The 14,702-nt window shown below is 75.7% G+C and carries 11 protein-coding genes; 9 read left to right on the forward strand and 2 right to left on the reverse strand.

Features of this window, described 5'->3' with window-relative positions; genetic code table 11:
- The first annotated feature begins 87 nt into the window (after positions 1-87).
- From ACN267_RS28190 to ACN267_RS28215, 6 genes are all read left to right on the forward strand, one after another.
- Entirely contained in the window at positions 88-3,330 is a 3,243-nt protein-coding gene (locus ACN267_RS28190) for a hypothetical protein (RefSeq protein WP_421490027.1), read from the forward strand.
- A 46-nt stretch (positions 3,331-3,376) separates the two neighbouring features.
- Entirely contained in the window at positions 3,377-4,414 is a 1,038-nt protein-coding gene (locus ACN267_RS28195) for an alpha/beta fold hydrolase (protein ID WP_204957650.1), read from the forward strand.
- Positions 4,415-4,419: 5 nt separating this feature from the next.
- Positions 4,420-5,451, forward strand: coding sequence for a DUF3152 domain-containing protein (locus ACN267_RS28200; protein WP_421490028.1), 1,032 nt, complete (start codon positions 4,420-4,422; stop codon positions 5,449-5,451).
- 123 nt (positions 5,452-5,574) lie between these two features.
- Positions 5,575-6,510, forward strand: coding sequence for a DUF3152 domain-containing protein (locus ACN267_RS28205; RefSeq protein WP_421490029.1), 936 nt, complete (start codon positions 5,575-5,577; stop codon positions 6,508-6,510).
- Between the two features lie 111 nt (positions 6,511-6,621).
- Positions 6,622-7,803: an adenylyltransferase/sulfurtransferase MoeZ gene (gene moeZ, locus ACN267_RS28210; RefSeq protein WP_204957652.1), complete on the forward strand. Its 1,182-nt coding sequence runs from the start codon at positions 6,622-6,624 to the stop codon at positions 7,801-7,803.
- Between the two features lie 93 nt (positions 7,804-7,896).
- Positions 7,897-8,838, forward strand: coding sequence for a prenyltransferase/squalene oxidase repeat-containing protein (locus tag ACN267_RS28215; protein WP_204957653.1), 942 nt, complete (start codon positions 7,897-7,899; stop codon positions 8,836-8,838).
- Positions 8,839-8,871: 33 nt separating this feature from the next.
- Here ACN267_RS28215 and ACN267_RS28220 read toward each other — a convergent pair whose 3' ends face one another.
- Both ACN267_RS28220 and proB read right to left on the reverse strand, forming a co-directional pair.
- Positions 8,872-10,113, reverse strand: coding sequence for a glutamate-5-semialdehyde dehydrogenase (locus ACN267_RS28220; RefSeq protein WP_204957654.1), 1,242 nt, complete (start codon positions 10,111-10,113; stop codon positions 8,872-8,874).
- A 49-nt stretch (positions 10,114-10,162) separates the two neighbouring features.
- On the reverse strand, positions 10,163-11,320 hold the full coding sequence (gene proB / locus ACN267_RS28225; protein WP_281902661.1) for a glutamate 5-kinase: 1,158 nt from the start codon (positions 11,318-11,320) through the stop codon (positions 10,163-10,165).
- A 13-nt stretch (positions 11,321-11,333) separates the two neighbouring features.
- Here proB and ACN267_RS28230 point away from each other — a divergent pair, with 13 nt between their 5' ends.
- Genes ACN267_RS28230 through ACN267_RS28240 form a run of 3 tightly spaced genes read left to right on the forward strand, consistent with a single transcriptional unit; the run spans position 11,334 to position 14,695 of the window.
- A complete protein-coding gene (locus ACN267_RS28230; RefSeq protein WP_204957656.1) occupies positions 11,334-11,648 on the forward strand; it encodes an MGMT family protein in 315 nt (104 codons plus the stop codon).
- A gap of 30 nt (positions 11,649-11,678) precedes the next feature.
- Positions 11,679-13,250, forward strand: a complete 1,572-nt coding sequence (locus tag ACN267_RS28235) for an MFS transporter (RefSeq protein ID WP_421490030.1) — start codon at positions 11,679-11,681, stop codon at positions 13,248-13,250.
- Positions 13,247-14,695: a pyridoxal phosphate-dependent decarboxylase family protein gene (locus ACN267_RS28240; protein ID WP_421490031.1), complete on the forward strand. Its 1,449-nt coding sequence runs from the start codon at positions 13,247-13,249 to the stop codon at positions 14,693-14,695. The genes ACN267_RS28235 and ACN267_RS28240 overlap by 4 nt, the downstream gene beginning before the upstream one ends.
- Positions 14,696-14,702: the final 7 nt, after the last annotated feature.

The following is a 14,702-nucleotide window of genomic DNA, read 5'->3' on the forward strand; positions in this document are numbered from 1 at the left end:
CCCCGGCCCCGGAATTGGCCCGCCGCTGTAACTTATCGCCACTGTCACCACACGGTAGCCTCAGCGGGGGCGACCAAGGAGCGCGCGGTGAGTGAATCAGGGCAACCCGGTGCCGCCACCCCGGGAGAGCACGGCGACGGGACGGGTCAGCACGACGACCTGGCCCGCTCCGCCAGTGGGTGGGCACCTGCGACCGGGTGGTCCGGCGGCGTCGACGCCCCGGGTTACCGGGAGACCGGGTCGCCGTGGAACCGGCCCGACCCCGCCGGCGGCTGGGGTGGTCAGCCGTCCCGGCACGGTGATCTACCTGCGCCGTTCGCCGCCCCGTCGACAGACGAGGAGTCCCCGCGTAACGGTCGGGTCCACCGCAATGGTCACGACTCGGCACCGGATTTCCCGGCGCCGCTGCGGCGCCCGGTGAGCGCCCCGCCCGGCGGGCCGGGCCACCCCGCCGACCCCCGGGTCACCGACGGTGACCGGCTGGTCGTGCCGGCCCCCCGGCCGGCCTCCCCGGCCGGGCCGCAGCACGACCCGGAGGCCGCCCGGCATTCCTCGGACGATCCCGCCGCACCCCGGCCGGCCCACCGGCCCGCAGGCGACCTGCCCACCTCGGCCCCACCGGCCGTGCAGGTCCCCCCGGTGGGCACCGCCGCCTCCGGCTTCGAGGTGCCCCCCGGCTTCCACGCGCCCGAGCGGGGCGGCACCGGTTCCCCGGGCGACGACCCCCGCGACCGCTTCTCCGCGCCTGACGGGCCACGCGGGGCCGACCGCCCCGAGCCCACCGCCGACACCGGGCCGTCCGGGACGGACCAGCGGGGCGTCGGTGCGCGCGGTGCCGGGGAGCCGCCGTCCGGCGAGCGCCGGGCGACCGCCGGGCCGGACGAGCCGGACTGGTCCGGACCGAGCTGGAACCGCCCGAGCTGGGGCGGGACCTGGGGCCCCTCCTGGTCGCGGGACGAGGAACCACCGGTCGGCCGACGTACCCGTGCCGAACGCGCGGCCGAGTGGTCGGCCGAGGCCGCCCGCCCGTACGAGCCGGTGCGCGCCGAACCGGCCCGGCCGTACCAGCCGGTGCGCGCCGAGCCCGCCCGCCCGTACGAGCCGGTGCGCTCGGAGGTGCCCCGCCCGTACGAGCTGACCCGAACCGAACCGGCCACCCCGCCGGCCCTGCCGGAGCCCACCGCCGAGCGGTCCGGGCGGGAACGGCCGGCCGCCGAGCGGGTCGCCCCGGGAACCCCGGGCATCGACCACCCCGAGCGAGCCTGGTCCGGGCGGAGCGGGGAGTACCCCGTACCGGACTGGTCCGAGCGCGCCGACCGGCCGGAGCGGCACGAGCCCGCCGATCGCGCCGAGCGGGACCGTGCCGACCGTGCCGGTCCGGACTGGTCCGGGCGGGGCACCCGACCGGAGCGGGACTGGTCCGACCCCGCCGGGCGGGACTGGGCCGACCGGTCCGAGCGGGACTGGTCGGACCCGGCCGGGCGCAACTGGCCCGGTCCCGGCGAGCGGGACCGGTCGCCTGCCGAGCCGCCCGCACCGCAACGGCTGCATCCGGCCGAGCCGCCCGTGCCGCAACGGCTGCATCCGGCCGAGCCGCCTGCACTGCAACGACTGCACCCGGCCGAGCGGCCCGGATGGTCGACGGGGAGACCCACCGAGGTGCCCCCGCCCCCGCGGGACGTGCCTGTCGTTCCGCCGCCGTCGCCCCGGGACGAGCCCGCCGCCCGCGACGAGCCGGGCGTGGTGCCACTGACCCGCGACGAGCCCACCGGCCTGCGCCAGGACCGGGCCGCCCCGCTGCCGGCCGCCGTCCGCGCCGAGCAGCCGTTCCGGCTCCCGCGCGACGAACCGTCGCCCCGCCCGGCGACCTCCCCGGCCGGCCGCGCCGACCAGCCGTTCCGGCTCCGGTCGGTGCCGACCGAGCCGGCCACCGCCACCGACCTGCCCGGCCACCCGCCGGAGCCCCTCCCGACCGCCGGTGCCCCCGCCACGAGCGGGCCACGCCGGCTGGACCAGATCCCCGCAGCGCCCGCCCCGACGAGCGCACCCCCCTACGCGGCCCGCCGATCCGCGCCCGATCCGCTGACCACGACCGAGCCGGTGGTGGACGGACGGAGACCGGACCGGGGCACGGCGGTGCTGCCGCAGCGCGTCCCCGCCGAACCGGACGTGCCCGTCGTGCCGGAGCCGCCAGCCGTGGAGCCCCCCGCCGAGACCCCGGAACTCGCCCGGATCGCCACCCACCTGCGCCGCGACGACGAGCCGGCGCCGCTGCGGGAACGCCCCGAGGGCTTCGACGTCAACGCGATCCTGGACGCCGTACGTGAGGTGGCCGGGGTCCGCGACGCGGCGTTGCGGCGTACCCCGGCCGGGGCGCACAGCCTGCGGCTCGACCTGTCCGACGGGGCTGACCCGGCGGAGGTGAGCCGGCTGGTGGCCCGCCTGCTCCAGGAACGGATGGGGCTCGCCGCCGCACCGCAGAGCCTGTCCGGTGAGCCCAGCGCCGCGGTGCCGCCGCCGATGCGCCGCCGTACCGGCGAACCCCGCGTGGTCGAGCCGGCCGCCGGCCTGCCGACCCCGGCGGAACGGCCGGCAGGTGACCCGGCCCGGTCGGCGGCGGAGCCCCCGGCCGCCCGGCCCGCCGTGGAGCGACAGGCCACCGGGGTACGCGCCGACGCGGCGACCGGCGGCCCGGCCCGCGACGCCGAGGACCCGCCGGCCGAGCAGTCACCGACGGCGTCCGGGGTGCCCCGGCGACGCCGACAGTCGACCCCGCACCGGGGACGGGCCAGCGTGGAGGAGACCCTCCCGGGCGCGCTGCCGCCCACCGGCAGCCCGGCGACGCTCAACGCGTCGTACTCGGGCGGGCAGATGACCACGACGGAGACCGCGCCCTCGCGACCGCTGGACACCGGCGGCGTGCCGGGGCCCCGGGTGGTCATTGACCACGTCCAGGTGAGCACCTTCGGTCTGGACGCCAACGTCGAGGTACGCCTGCTCACCGCCGGTGAGCCGGCCGCCGGGCACGCCACCGGGCCGGCCGTGGACGGGTACGTCCTGCGGCTGTGCGCGGTGGCCGCCGCCGCGGCGGTGGACGAGTTGCTGCGGCACGCCGAGCGCACCGCCGAACGGGGGCGGTGCTTCGTCGAGCACGCCGCCGTGGTGCCGTTCGGCAACTGCGAGGTGGCGACCGTGGTGGTGCTGCTGGTCTGCGACGGCTGGGTGGAGCAGTTGGCCGGGTCGGCGTTGGTCTCCGGGGACCCACGCCAGGCGGTGGTGCGGGCGACCCTGGCGGCGGTCAACCGTCGCCTCGAAGCGCTGCTGGCCTGACCGGCCACATTGTCGGTACGGGGCCGGAACGGGAACACTTGGCGGTATGAAACGCGCCGCCCTCTGGCCCGAGGAGCACCTGCCCCCGCACCGGCTGCCCCCGCCCTGGCCCGGCCGGCCGGTACGCCTCGACGGCACGGTCACCTACGTCCGGGACACCCCGGCCACCGGACCGGACGCGGAACCGGCGCTGTACGTGCACGGGTTGGGCGGTTCGTCGCAGAACTGGACGGACCTCGCCGGTCTGCTCGCCGAGCGCCTCGACGGGCAAGCGATCGATCTGCCGGGCTTCGGGCGTAGCGAGCCGGGGCTGCGGTACACGATCCCGGCCTTCGCCGACCGGGTGGTGCGCTGGATCGAGCACTCCGGCCGGGGGCCGGTGCACCTGTTCGGCAACTCGCTGGGCGGTGCCGTCTCGGTGTACGTCGCCGGTCGCCGGCCGGACCTGGTGCGTACCCTGACGCTGATCTCGCCGGCGCTGCCGTTCCTGAACTTCGGCCGCTCGTTGCAGGGGCGGATGCTGCCGCTGCTGGCCATTCCGCGCGGGGAGCGGCTGGCCGCCTGGCGGCTCGCCCAGCTCGCCCCGGAGGTGATGGCCCAGCAGGCGATGGAGGCGTGCGTGGCCGACCTGAGCCGGATCAGCGAGCAGCGCCGGCAGGAGGCGTTGGAGGAGATCCGGGTCCGCTACGACGCGCCCCACTACGCCGCCGCGTACGTGCGCACGTTCCGGGGGCTGGTGGCCAGTTTCCTGCGGTCGTACCTGCCGGGGCCGGAGTCGCTGTGGCGGATCGCCGCCGGCATCGGGGCGCCCACGCTGGTGGTCGGGGGGATGAAGGACCGGTTGGTGGACGTGCGGGTGGCCCCGCAGACGGCCCGGGTCATCCCGGACAGCCGGCTGATGATGCTGGCCGGCGTCGGACACGTGGCGCAGTTGGAGGTGCCGCGTACGGTGGCCCGCGCGGTGCTGCACCTGCTGGCCGAGTCGACGCCGGGCCCGTCGGCGCAGCGTCCCGCGACCCTACCCGGTGATGACGCGCCGGGGTCCGGTGATGACGGAAGGTGGCTTCCCGGCATGGCATCCTGACCCGGATGTCTGCGCTCCCCTCCCGTGACCCGCGTCCGATCCTCCTCCCACGGCCGGCGTCCGGCACCGCCCGCTGGCGTCCGACCGCGCTGGTGGTCCTGCTGCTGGTGGTGACCTCCGGCGGGCTGGCCGTCGCCACCCCGCCGCCGGCTGCCGGCCGGCCCGTCGCCGGTCCGGCGACGACACCGGGCGGCCCGAACGGTTACGCGCCGGGCCCGGCCGGCCTGCCCGGCGTACCCGCGTCCGGTGTGACCGCCGGATCGCCCGGTGCCACCGGGGCGTTCGGTGCCGGGGCAGCGTCCGGTGCGGGTGGGCCGGTCGTCGGGGCCGGGCCGGTCGTCGGGGCCGGGCCGGTCGGTGCGCCGGGCGGGGTCGGGTCGGCCCGGCCGGTACCGGCCGGTGCCGTGATCCCGGCGGGGACCGTGCCGCCGTTGGCGCTGTCGGGCCCGGTGCCGGCGACGGGCCGGGGCACCTTCCGCTACGACGACCGGGCGGGGGCGACGCTGGGCCGGTCGGGCGGCCTGCGGCGCTACCGGGTGGCCGTGGAGGACGGCTCCGGCGAGGACGTGCGTGCCTTCTCGGACCAGGTGCAGGCGGCCCTGGCCGGGCCGGGGAGTTGGGTGGACGGCGGCCGGTTGCGGCTGCGCCGGGTGCCGGGGAACGCGTCTGCCGACTTCACCGTGCAGTTGGCGACCCGCGGCACGGCGGGGCGGCTGTGCCGGGCCGGGGGTGTGGACATCAGGGTCGGTGGCGTGCCGTACACGTCGTGCCGCGCGCCGGGGAAGGTGATCATCAACCTGGACCGGTGGCGGACGTCGGTGCCGCACTTCGTCCGGGCCGGGGTGCCGCTGTCGGTCTACCGGACGTACGTGGTGAACCACGAGGTGGGGCATCAGTTGGGGCACCGCCACGAGGGGTGTCCGGGGGCGGGTCGGCCGGCGCCGGTGATGCAGCAGCAGTCGCTGTTCCTGCGGGGCTGCACCGCGAACCCGTGGCCGTACCTGGACGGTCGCCGGTATGCCGGCCCGGCGCTCTGAGCTCCCGGTGGGGGTGTCCGGGCCTGGTGCCGGCTGTCGGACGGTTATCGGAGAAGTGAAACATGTTCTCGTAGTTTGCGGCAATAGCAGGTTTATGCCCGATTAGTCTGCCATGCTGGCCGGGTGAGCACCGAGTCCGCCGAGCGCCCGGAGCCGCCGGACTCCGGCCGGCCCGACCGGCGTCACACCGACCCGTACGCCGCCGACCCGTACCGGGCCGGCCCGCGTCACGCCGACCCGCGCGCCGCATGGTGGCACGGCGAGCCGGGCGTCGGGCCGCGCCGCAGCCGGCGGATGCGCCGGCGTCGTCGACGGGCCGCCCTGCTCGGCCTGGCCCTGCTCGGCGCGGGCGTGGGCGGGTTCGTCACCCTCCACCCGGAGCGCGGCCCGAGCCGCCCCGAGCAGGTCGCCGGGCGGGTGGCCGACGGGTCCGGCGGCGGCCGGCTGCCCGACGGGGTACGCGCGGAACGGACCACCGTCGCCTACCCGCGCAGCGGACCCGGCCGCTTCACCGCCGCCGACGGCCGCTCCGAGGTGTACGGCTTCGACGGGCCGTTGCACCGCTACCGGATCGAGGTGGAGCAGGAAACCGGGCAGGACGTGGCCGCGTTCGCCGCCGCCGTCGACGCGACGCTCGGCGATCCGAACAGCTGGATCCGCTCGGGCGAACTGCGGTTCCAGCGGGTGCCGGAGGTCGCCGCCGCCGACTTCACCATCTATCTCGCCACCCCGGCCACCTCCGAGCGGATGTGCGCCGAGGGTGGGCTGGACACCGAGGGCTACACCTCCTGCCGGCTGCCCGGTCGGGTGGTCATCAACCTGGCCCGCTGGATGGAGGCGGTGCCGGACTACGGGGCGCCGCTGTCGGTCTACCGGACGTACGTGGTCAACCACGAGGTGGGGCACGAACTCGGCGAGGAACACCAGGCCTGCCCCGGCCCCGGCGAGCCGGCCCCGGTCATGCAGCAGCAGACGTACGGGCTGGACGGCTGCGTGGCGAACGCCTGGCCGTACGTCGACGGCTCGTTGTACGCGGGCGATCTCGTACCCGGCAGTTGAGATATTCCCGCTCCCGTATGTCGGACGGGGTGTCACTGCTCATGGCCGAAGGGTGGCCGGTCGAGCAACAATGGCTCGGTTCGCCATCAGCCGATCACCGGGGAGTCCACCGTGTCGTTGCCCCCGCTCGTCGAACCCGCCGCCGAGCTGACCGTTGACGAGATCCGTCGCTACTCCCGTCACCTGATCATCCCCGATGTGGGGGTCGAGGGGCAGAAGCGGTTGAAGAACGCCCGGGTGCTCTGTGTGGGTGCCGGTGGCCTCGGCTCGCCGGCCCTGATGTACCTGGCCGCCGCCGGGGTCGGGACGCTCGGCATCATCGACTTCGACACCGTCGACGAGTCCAACCTCCAGCGCCAGATCATCCACGGCGTCTCCGACATCGGCCGGTCCAAGGCCGAGTCCGCCGCCGCGTCGATCCGCGAGATCAACCCGCTGGTCCAGGTGGAGATCCACAACACCGCCCTGGACCGGGAGAACGTCCGGGAGATCTTCGCCCAGTACGACCTGATCGTCGACGGTACCGACAACTTCGCCACCCGGTACATGGTCAACGACGCGGCGGTGCTGCTCGGCAAGCCGTACGTCTGGGGGTCGATCTACCGGTTCGACGGCCAGGCGTCGGTCTTCTGGGCCGAGCACGGCCCCTGCTACCGCTGCCTCTACCCGGAGCCCCCGCCGCCCGGCATGGTGCCGTCCTGCGCCGAGGGCGGCGTGCTCGGCGTGCTCTGCGCCTCGATCGGGTCGATCCAGGTCAACGAGGCGATCAAGCTGCTCGCCGGGGTCGGCGAGCCGCTGGTCGGCCGGCTGATGGTCTACGACGCACTGGAGATGGAATACCGCAAGATCAAGATCCGCAAGGACCCGAACTGCGTGCTCTGCGGCGAGAACCCCACGGTCACCGACCTGCTGGAGGACTACGAGGACTTCTGCGGCGCGGTCTCCGAGGCGGCCCAGGAGGCGATCGTCGACTCGACCATCACCGCCACCGAGCTCAAGGAGTGGCAGGACGCCGGCAAGGACATCTTCCTGGTCGACGTCCGGGAGCCCGCCGAGTACGAGATCGTCCGGATCCCCGGCTCCACCCTGATCCCCAAGGGCGAGATCATCTCGGGTGAGGCGTTGGCGAAGCTCCCGCAGGACAAGCAGGTGGTGCTGCACTGCAAGTCCGGGGTCCGCTCGGCCGAGGCGCTCGCCGCGCTGAAGGCGGCCGGGTTCCGCGACGCGGTGCACGTCCAGGGCGGGGTGCTCTCCTGGATCAAGCAGATCGATCCCTCACTGCCCGCGTACTGACCTGGGCCGGGGCCGTGGGGCGGTGCCGAACCGCCCCCGGCCTCGACCGATTCCCCGAGGCGGGATCGCGTTCGCGCCGGTAGCGTCAGCGCCGTGGTGGACTTGGATGCCGCGGTCGGCTTCGTCGTGGCGCACGGCGACGCGGTGGACCGCGCCCGACTGTCCCGGCTGCGCACCGGTGCGCCGGTGCCCCCCGACCTGCTCGACGCGGCCGAGGTCGGGCAGACCCCCGACGGTGGCTGGCCGGCCATGCTCGGCGGTGACGTGCCCTCCATCGACGCCACCTGCTTCCGTCTCGCCGAGCTGGACGACCTCGGCGCGCTCGGCCGGCCGGCGGCCCGGCACGCCCTGGACTGGCTGGCCGCCCGGCAACTGCCCGACGGCGGCTGGGACGAGGACCCGAGGCTGGCCGGCAGCGCCCCCGAGTGGGCCACCCCGGGCGACCCGGAGGCCCGGCTCTACCTCTCCGCCAACGCCGCGTTCTGGCTCAGCGTCGCCGGTCGGGACGCCCGTGCCGCCGGCCCGCTGGACCACCGCGTCGGCGGCGCGTACGCCGGGGTGGTGCAGGCGGCGGCGCAGGCCCTGGCCGGGCAGCTCGCCGCGGACGGCAGCTGGCCGTCGTTCCTGGCCGCCGGCTGGTTGAGCGCGGCCGTGCTGCACCGCCAGCAGCTCTACTACGAGTCGGCCCGGATCCAGGCGGTGCTGGCCGAGCGGATGCCGCAGCTCTCCCCGGCCGACACCGCCGCGCTGGCGGCCACGCTGCGCCGGGTCGAGGTGGGCGAGGAGCAGTGGGTGCTGGTGTCGGCCCGCAAGCGGCTCGCCGAGACCCAACGCAGCGACGGCGGCTGGGACAGCGACGACGGCCACCAGTTCGACGTGCACACCACGCTCACCGCGATCCGCGCCTGCCGCCCGATCGGCCCGGTCCTCCCACTCGCCCCGATGGGCTCGCCGGTGACGCCACCCGGCTCACCTGTCGTGCGCCGGGTCCGGCCGGTCCCACCGCCGACGGACGACGAGCCCGGCACCTGGTGACCCCGGCCCCGGGCGTGGCGGGGGCCGGGCGGCTCAGCGCAGGTGACCGTCGCCGGTCACCACGTACTTGGTGGAGGTCAGCTCGGGCAGCCCCATCGGGCCCCGGGCATGCAGCTTCTGGGTGGAGATGCCGATCTCCGCGCCGAAGCCGAACTCGCCGCCGTCGGTGAACCGGGTGGAGGCGTTCACCATCACCGCCGCCGCGTCCACCCGGGCCACGAACTCCCGGGCGGCGGCCTGCGAGTCGGTGACGATCGCCTCGGTGTGCCCGGTGCCGTAGCGGCGGATGTGCGCGACCGCCGCGTCGAGCGAGTCGACCACGGCGACGGAGATGTCGGCGCTGAGGTATTCGGTGGCGAAGTCCTCGTCGGTGGCCGGCACCACGGCGGGCGAGTACGCGGCGACCTCGGGGGAGCCGTGCACGGTCACCCCGGCCTCGGCGAACGCGGCCAGCACCGCCGGCAGGAACGCGTCGGCGACGTCGGCGTGCACCAGCAGCGACTCGGCCGTGTTGCAGGTGGACAGGCGCTGGGTCTTGGCGTTCAGGGCGATCGCCACCGCCTTGGCCTGGTCGGCGGCGGCGTCGACGTAGACGTGGCAGTTGCCCACCCCGGTCTCGATCACCGGCACCGTCGACTCCTCGACCACGGTGCGGATCAGCGACGCGCCGCCGCGCGGGATCAACACGTCGACCAGGCCCCGGGCCCGCATCAGCTCCTTGACCGAGTCCCGGGAGCCGGCGTCGAGCAACTGCACCGCGTCGGCGGGCAGGCCCGCCCCGGCGACCGCGTCGCGCAGCACCGCCACCAGCGCCGCGTTGGAGTGCGCCGCCGAGGACGACCCGCGCAGCAGCGCCGCGTTGCCGGACTTCAGGCAGATGCCGGCCGCGTCCACGGTCACGTTCGGCCGCGCCTCGTAGATGATCCCGACCACCCCGAACGGCACCCGTACCTGCCGCAGCTCCAGCCCGTTGGGCAGGGTCGAACCCCGGACCACCTCGCCCACCGGGTCGGGCAGCGCGGCCATCTCGCGCAGCGCGTCGGCGATGCCGGCCACCCGGCCCGCGTCGAGGGCGAGCCGGTCCAGCACGGCCGCGCTCAGCCCGGCCTCCCGCCCGGCCGCCAGGTCCGCCGCGTTCGCGGTGAGGATCTCCGGCGTACGCGTCACCAGCGCGTCGGCCATCGCGTGCAGCGCGGCATCCTTGACCGTACGGGTGGCCACGGCGAGGGCCTCCGCCGCGTCCCGGGCCCGCCGGGCCTGCTCGACGACGCTCATTGCGTACTCCTTCGGATCTTCGGAAGCGCCCGCGCGGGGACGCCTGACGTCACAGCAGCACCAGGTCGTCGCGGTGGACGACCTCACGTTCGTACGCCGGGCCGAGTGCCGCGGCGAGTTCTCCGGTGGAGCGGCCGAGCAGTCCGGGCAGCTCCACCGCGTCGTAGTTGACCAGGCCCCGGGCCACCGACGCCCCGTCGACGTCGACCAGGTCCACCGGGTCGCCTGCGGTGAACGTGCCGTCCACGGCGGTGATCCCGGCCGGCAGCAGCGACTTGCGCCGGCCCACCACGGCCTGCACCGCGCCCGGGTCCAGGTGCAGCCGGCCCCGGGGGGCGGTGGCGTGCGCCAGCCAGAACAGCCGGGCCGCCGGGCGTCGCCGGGCCGGGTGGAAGAACGTGCCCACCGGCTCCCCGGCCAGCGCGTCGCCGGCCAGCGGGGCGGCGGTCAGCACCACCGGGATGCCGAAGCCGGTGGCGATCCGGGCCGCCTCGACCTTGGTGACCATGCCGCCGGTGCCGACTCCGGCCCGGCCGGCCCCGCCGATGTCCACGCCGGCCAGGTCGGCCTCGCCGCGTACCTCGGTGATCCGAGTGCTGCCGGGGCGGGTCGGGTTGCCCGTCCAGAGCGCGTCGACGTCGGAGAGCAGCATCAGCAGGTCGGCGTCGACCAGGGCGGCGACCAAGGCGGCCAGCCGGTCGTTGTCGCCGAACCGGATCTCCTCGGTGGCGACCGTGTCGTTCTCGTTGACGATCGGCACCGCCCGCAGGTCGAGCAGCTTGCGCAGGGTGCGGTACGCGTTGCGGTAGTGCGCCCGTCGGGTCACGTCGTCGACGGTGAGCAGGACCTGCCCGACGGTGAGCCGGTGCCTGGCGAAACCGGCCGCGTACCGGCCGATCAGCAGGCCCTGGCCGACGCTGGCGGCGGCCTGCTGGGTGGCCAGGTCGCGCGGGCGGCGGGGGAGCCCGAGCGGGGCGAGCCCGGCGGCGATCGCCCCGGAGGAGACCAGCACCACCTCGCGGCCGGCGGCGGCGAGCGCGGCGAGGGCGTCCACCAGGGTGTCCACCCGGGCGTCGTCCAGGCCGCCGGTCGCGGTGGTCAGCGAGGACGAACCGATCTTGACGACGATCCGTCGGGCCTGGGTGACTGCTTCACGCACCCGCCCATTCTGCGCGGTCGGTGCCGGCGGACCCCGTCGCGTTCCCATATCCTGGCCGGTCGTGACGCCTGAGGAGTACGTGGAGGCGGTGCTCGCGCTGGTCGAGCGGATTCCGCCGGGCCGGGTGATGTCCTACGGGGCGATCGCCGACGCCCTGGCCGAGCGGTCCGGACGGGCCTCGGCCCGGCTGGTCGGCTCGATCATGGCCCGGCACGGTGGCGGGGTCCCCTGGTACCGGGTGGTGAACGCGGCGGGTCGGCTGCCACCCGGGCACGAGGCGCGGGCACGGGCCCTGCTGCGGGCCGAGGGCTGCCCGTTGCGGGGGGCCGGGGTGGATCTGGATGCCGCCAAATGGTGGCCGGATGAGGGGCGGTGACCCGGCGGTAACGTGAGTAACATTCGGCCGATGGACGCGCCGCCGGCCGGGCCCGGCTCCCCACCCGCCGGTCCGCCCGGGTCGGCGAGCGATCCGCCTGCGTCGATCGCCGGGCTGTCCGGGTCGGCCAGCGGTTCGTCCGGGTCGGCCGGTGGGACGCCCCGGTCGGCTGGTGCCGGCGGGGGCGGATTGTCGCGTCGGGTGCACGCCGGCTACGCGCTCGGCTCGTTGGCCACCGGGGCGTTCGGCACCGTGCCCGGCCTGCTGCTGCTGCCCTACCTGACCGACACGCTCGGGGTGGCCGCCGGGCTGGCCGCCCTGCTGGTGCTGCTACCCAAGGCGTGGGACGTGCTGGTCAACCCGGTCGCCGGACGGATCTCCGACCGCACCCGTTCCCGCTGGGGGCCGCGCCGACCGTGGCTGCTCGGTGCCGGGCTCGCCCTGGCGGTGCTCTTCGCCGCCATCTTCGCCGCGCCCTTCGGCGTCGGGCCGGCCGCCGGGGCGTACGTGGCCGTCGCGTTCCTCGCCACCGCCACCGCGTTCGCCTTCTTCCAGGTGCCGTACGTGGCGATGCCCGCCGAGCTGACCGACGACGCGGCGGAGCGTACCCGGCTGATGGGCTGGCGGGTCGCGGTGCTGGCGCTGGCCATCCTGATCTCCGGCGCGGTGGCCCCGGTGGTGGTGACCGCCGGCGGCGAGGGGGTGGCCGGGCACCGCTGGATGGGGGTGTTCGTCGCCGCGCTGATCGCGCTCGGCGCGCTCGGCGCGTTCCTCGGCACCCGTGCTGCGGCGACCGGCACGGTGACCGCCACCGAGCCGACGCTGCGCGCCCAACTCGCGGTGGTCGCCGCGGACCGGCCGTTCCGGGCGCTGCTGCTCTGCTTCGTGATCCAGTCCGCCGGGGTGGCGACCATCCTGGCCGGGGTCAGCTACTTCGCCGCCCAGATCCTGCGCGACCCGACCACCGGGCCCACCGTGCTGTTCGCCTGCTTCGTCGGGCCGGCGCTGCTGGTGATGCCGCTGTGGACCCGGCTCGGCGCGCGACTGGGCAAGAAGACCGCGCTGGTGGCCGCCTCGCTGCTGCTGGCCGCCGGCGCGGCGGCCCTGGTGGCCGCGCCGGTGCTGCCCGCCGTCGTCGTCTACGCGGTGGTCGCGCTCCTCGGCGTCGGGTACGCCGGCCAGCAGGTCTTCGCGCTGGCCCTGCTCCCCGACTGCGTGGCCGCCTCCACGGCGCGCACCGGCCGCCGCCAGGCCGGCGTCTTCACCGGCCTCTGGACTGCCGGGGAGACCTTCGGCCTGGCCCTGGGCCCCGGCATCTACGGCCTGGTCCTGGCCCTCTCCGGCTACGTCTCCTCAGCCACCGGCACCGCCGCCCCCCAAACCCCCACCGCCCGCCTAGGCGTCCTCCTCGGCTTCACCGCCGTCCCCGCCCTCCTCATCGCCCCCGCCACCCTCCTCCTCCGCCCCCACCCCTACCTCCCCCCACCCCCACCCACCCCGCCTCCCCCCACCCGCCCTCCCCCCTCCCACCCCGTCGATCATGGAGTTGTGGCGGGGACAAAAGCCGCGAAAACCCACGGAAAGGCCACCACAAGTCCATGATCGACAAGAACGGGGTGCCTGCGGAGCGGGTGCTGGACGAGATTCGGCGGTTGCGGGTGGGGGATCGGCCGGTGCACGGGGGGCGGTTGTTCGCCTATGTGTATGACCCGGGGGTCGGGGGGCTCGACGAGTTGGGGGCGGCGGCCTACGCGGAGAGCGCGCATGTGAACGGGCTCGATCCGACCGCCTTCCCGTCCCTGTTGGCGATGGAGAACTGGCTGGTGGGGGCGGCCGGCGGGCTGCTCGGAGGTGGGCCGGGCAGCGCCGCACCGGACGTGGTGGGCAGCGTCACCAGCGGCGGCACCGAGTCGCTGATCCTGGCCGTCAAGGCCGCCCGGGACGCCCGCCCGGAGCTGACCGCACCCCGGATCGTGGTGCCGGCCAGCGGGCACGCCGCCTTCGCCAAGGCCGCCCACCTGCTGCGGGTCGGCCTGGACACGGTTCCCGTCGACCCGGTCACGCTGCGCCCGTCGGTGGCGGACATGGCCGCCGCGATCGGCCCGCAGACGGTGCTGGTGGCCTGCTCCGCCCCGTCGTACGCGCACGGGGTGATCGACCCGGTGACCGGGATCGCGCAGGTGGCGGCGGCGGCCGGGGTGCGGTGCCACGTGGACGCCTGCTTCGGCGGCTGGACCCTGCCCTACCTGCGTCGCCTCGGCGTGCCGGTGCCACCGTTCGACTTCACCGTCGACGGGGTCACCTCGATCTCCGTCGACCTGCACAAGTACGCGTACGCCCCGAAGGGGGTGTCGGTGCTGCTGCACCGGGACCCGACGCTGCGCTCCCCGCAGTACTTCGCGTACGCCGACTGGCCCGGCTACACCATGGTCAACCCGGTGCTCGCCTCCACCCGATCGGGTGGCCCGATCGCCGCCGCGTACGCCACGCTGCGGCACCTCGGCGACGACGGCTACCTGCGGTTGGCCGCCACCACCCGGGACGCGGTCGGCACCCTGGCCGCCGCCGTCCGCGGGGTCGACGGGCTGCGGCTGATGGCCGAACCCGAAGCCACCGTGGTCTGCTTCACCAGCACCGACCCGGCGCTCGACCTGTTCGTCCTGGTCGACGAGCTGACTGCCCGGGGCTGGCACACCCAGCCCCAGCTCCGGTACGCCGACCTGCCCGTCAGCGTGCACCTCACGGTGACCGCCTCGGTGGCCCCCCGGGTGGCCGAATTCGGCCCGGACCTGGCCGACGCGGTGGCCGCCGCCCGTCAGGCCGGGCCGGTCGAACTCTCTGCCGACCTGGTCGCCCTGGCCGGCTCGTTGACCCCGGAGGCGCTCACCCCGGACCTGATCGGTGGACTCGCCGCCGGCCTGGGGCTCGGTGCCGGACCGCCGGACCGGATGGCGGTGGTGAACACCCTGCTCGACGCCGCCCCCGCCGCGCTGCGGGAACGGCTGCTGGTGGAGTTCGTCGGCCTGCTGCAACGCCCCACCTGGTGACCCGGGC

The organism is Micromonospora sp. WMMD734 (genome assembly GCF_049178975.1).
In the GTDB taxonomy this organism is placed as follows: Bacteria; Actinomycetota; Actinomycetes; order Mycobacteriales; family Micromonosporaceae; genus Micromonospora; species Micromonospora wenchangensis.

What these genes read in the sequence shown, in the direction of transcription:
- ACN267_RS28195 (WP_204957650.1), top strand. Translation starts at nt 3,377, where the DNA reads ATGAAACGCGCCGCCCTCTGGCCCGAGGAGCACCTGCCCCCGCACCGG.
- ACN267_RS28200 (WP_421490028.1), top strand. Translation starts at nt 4,420, where the DNA reads ATGTCTGCGCTCCCCTCCCGTGACCCGCGTCCGATCCTCCTCCCACGG.
- ACN267_RS28220 (WP_204957654.1), bottom strand. Translation starts at nt 10,113, where the DNA reads ATGAGCGTCGTCGAGCAGGCCCGGCGGGCCCGGGACGCGGCGGAGGCC.
- proB (WP_281902661.1), bottom strand. Translation starts at nt 11,320, where the DNA reads ATGGGAACGCGACGGGGTCCGCCGGCACCGACCGCGCAGAATGGGCGG.
- ACN267_RS28235 (WP_421490030.1), top strand. Translation starts at nt 11,679, where the DNA reads ATGGACGCGCCGCCGGCCGGGCCCGGCTCCCCACCCGCCGGTCCGCCC.
- ACN267_RS28240 (WP_421490031.1), top strand. Translation starts at nt 13,247, where the DNA reads ATGATCGACAAGAACGGGGTGCCTGCGGAGCGGGTGCTGGACGAGATT.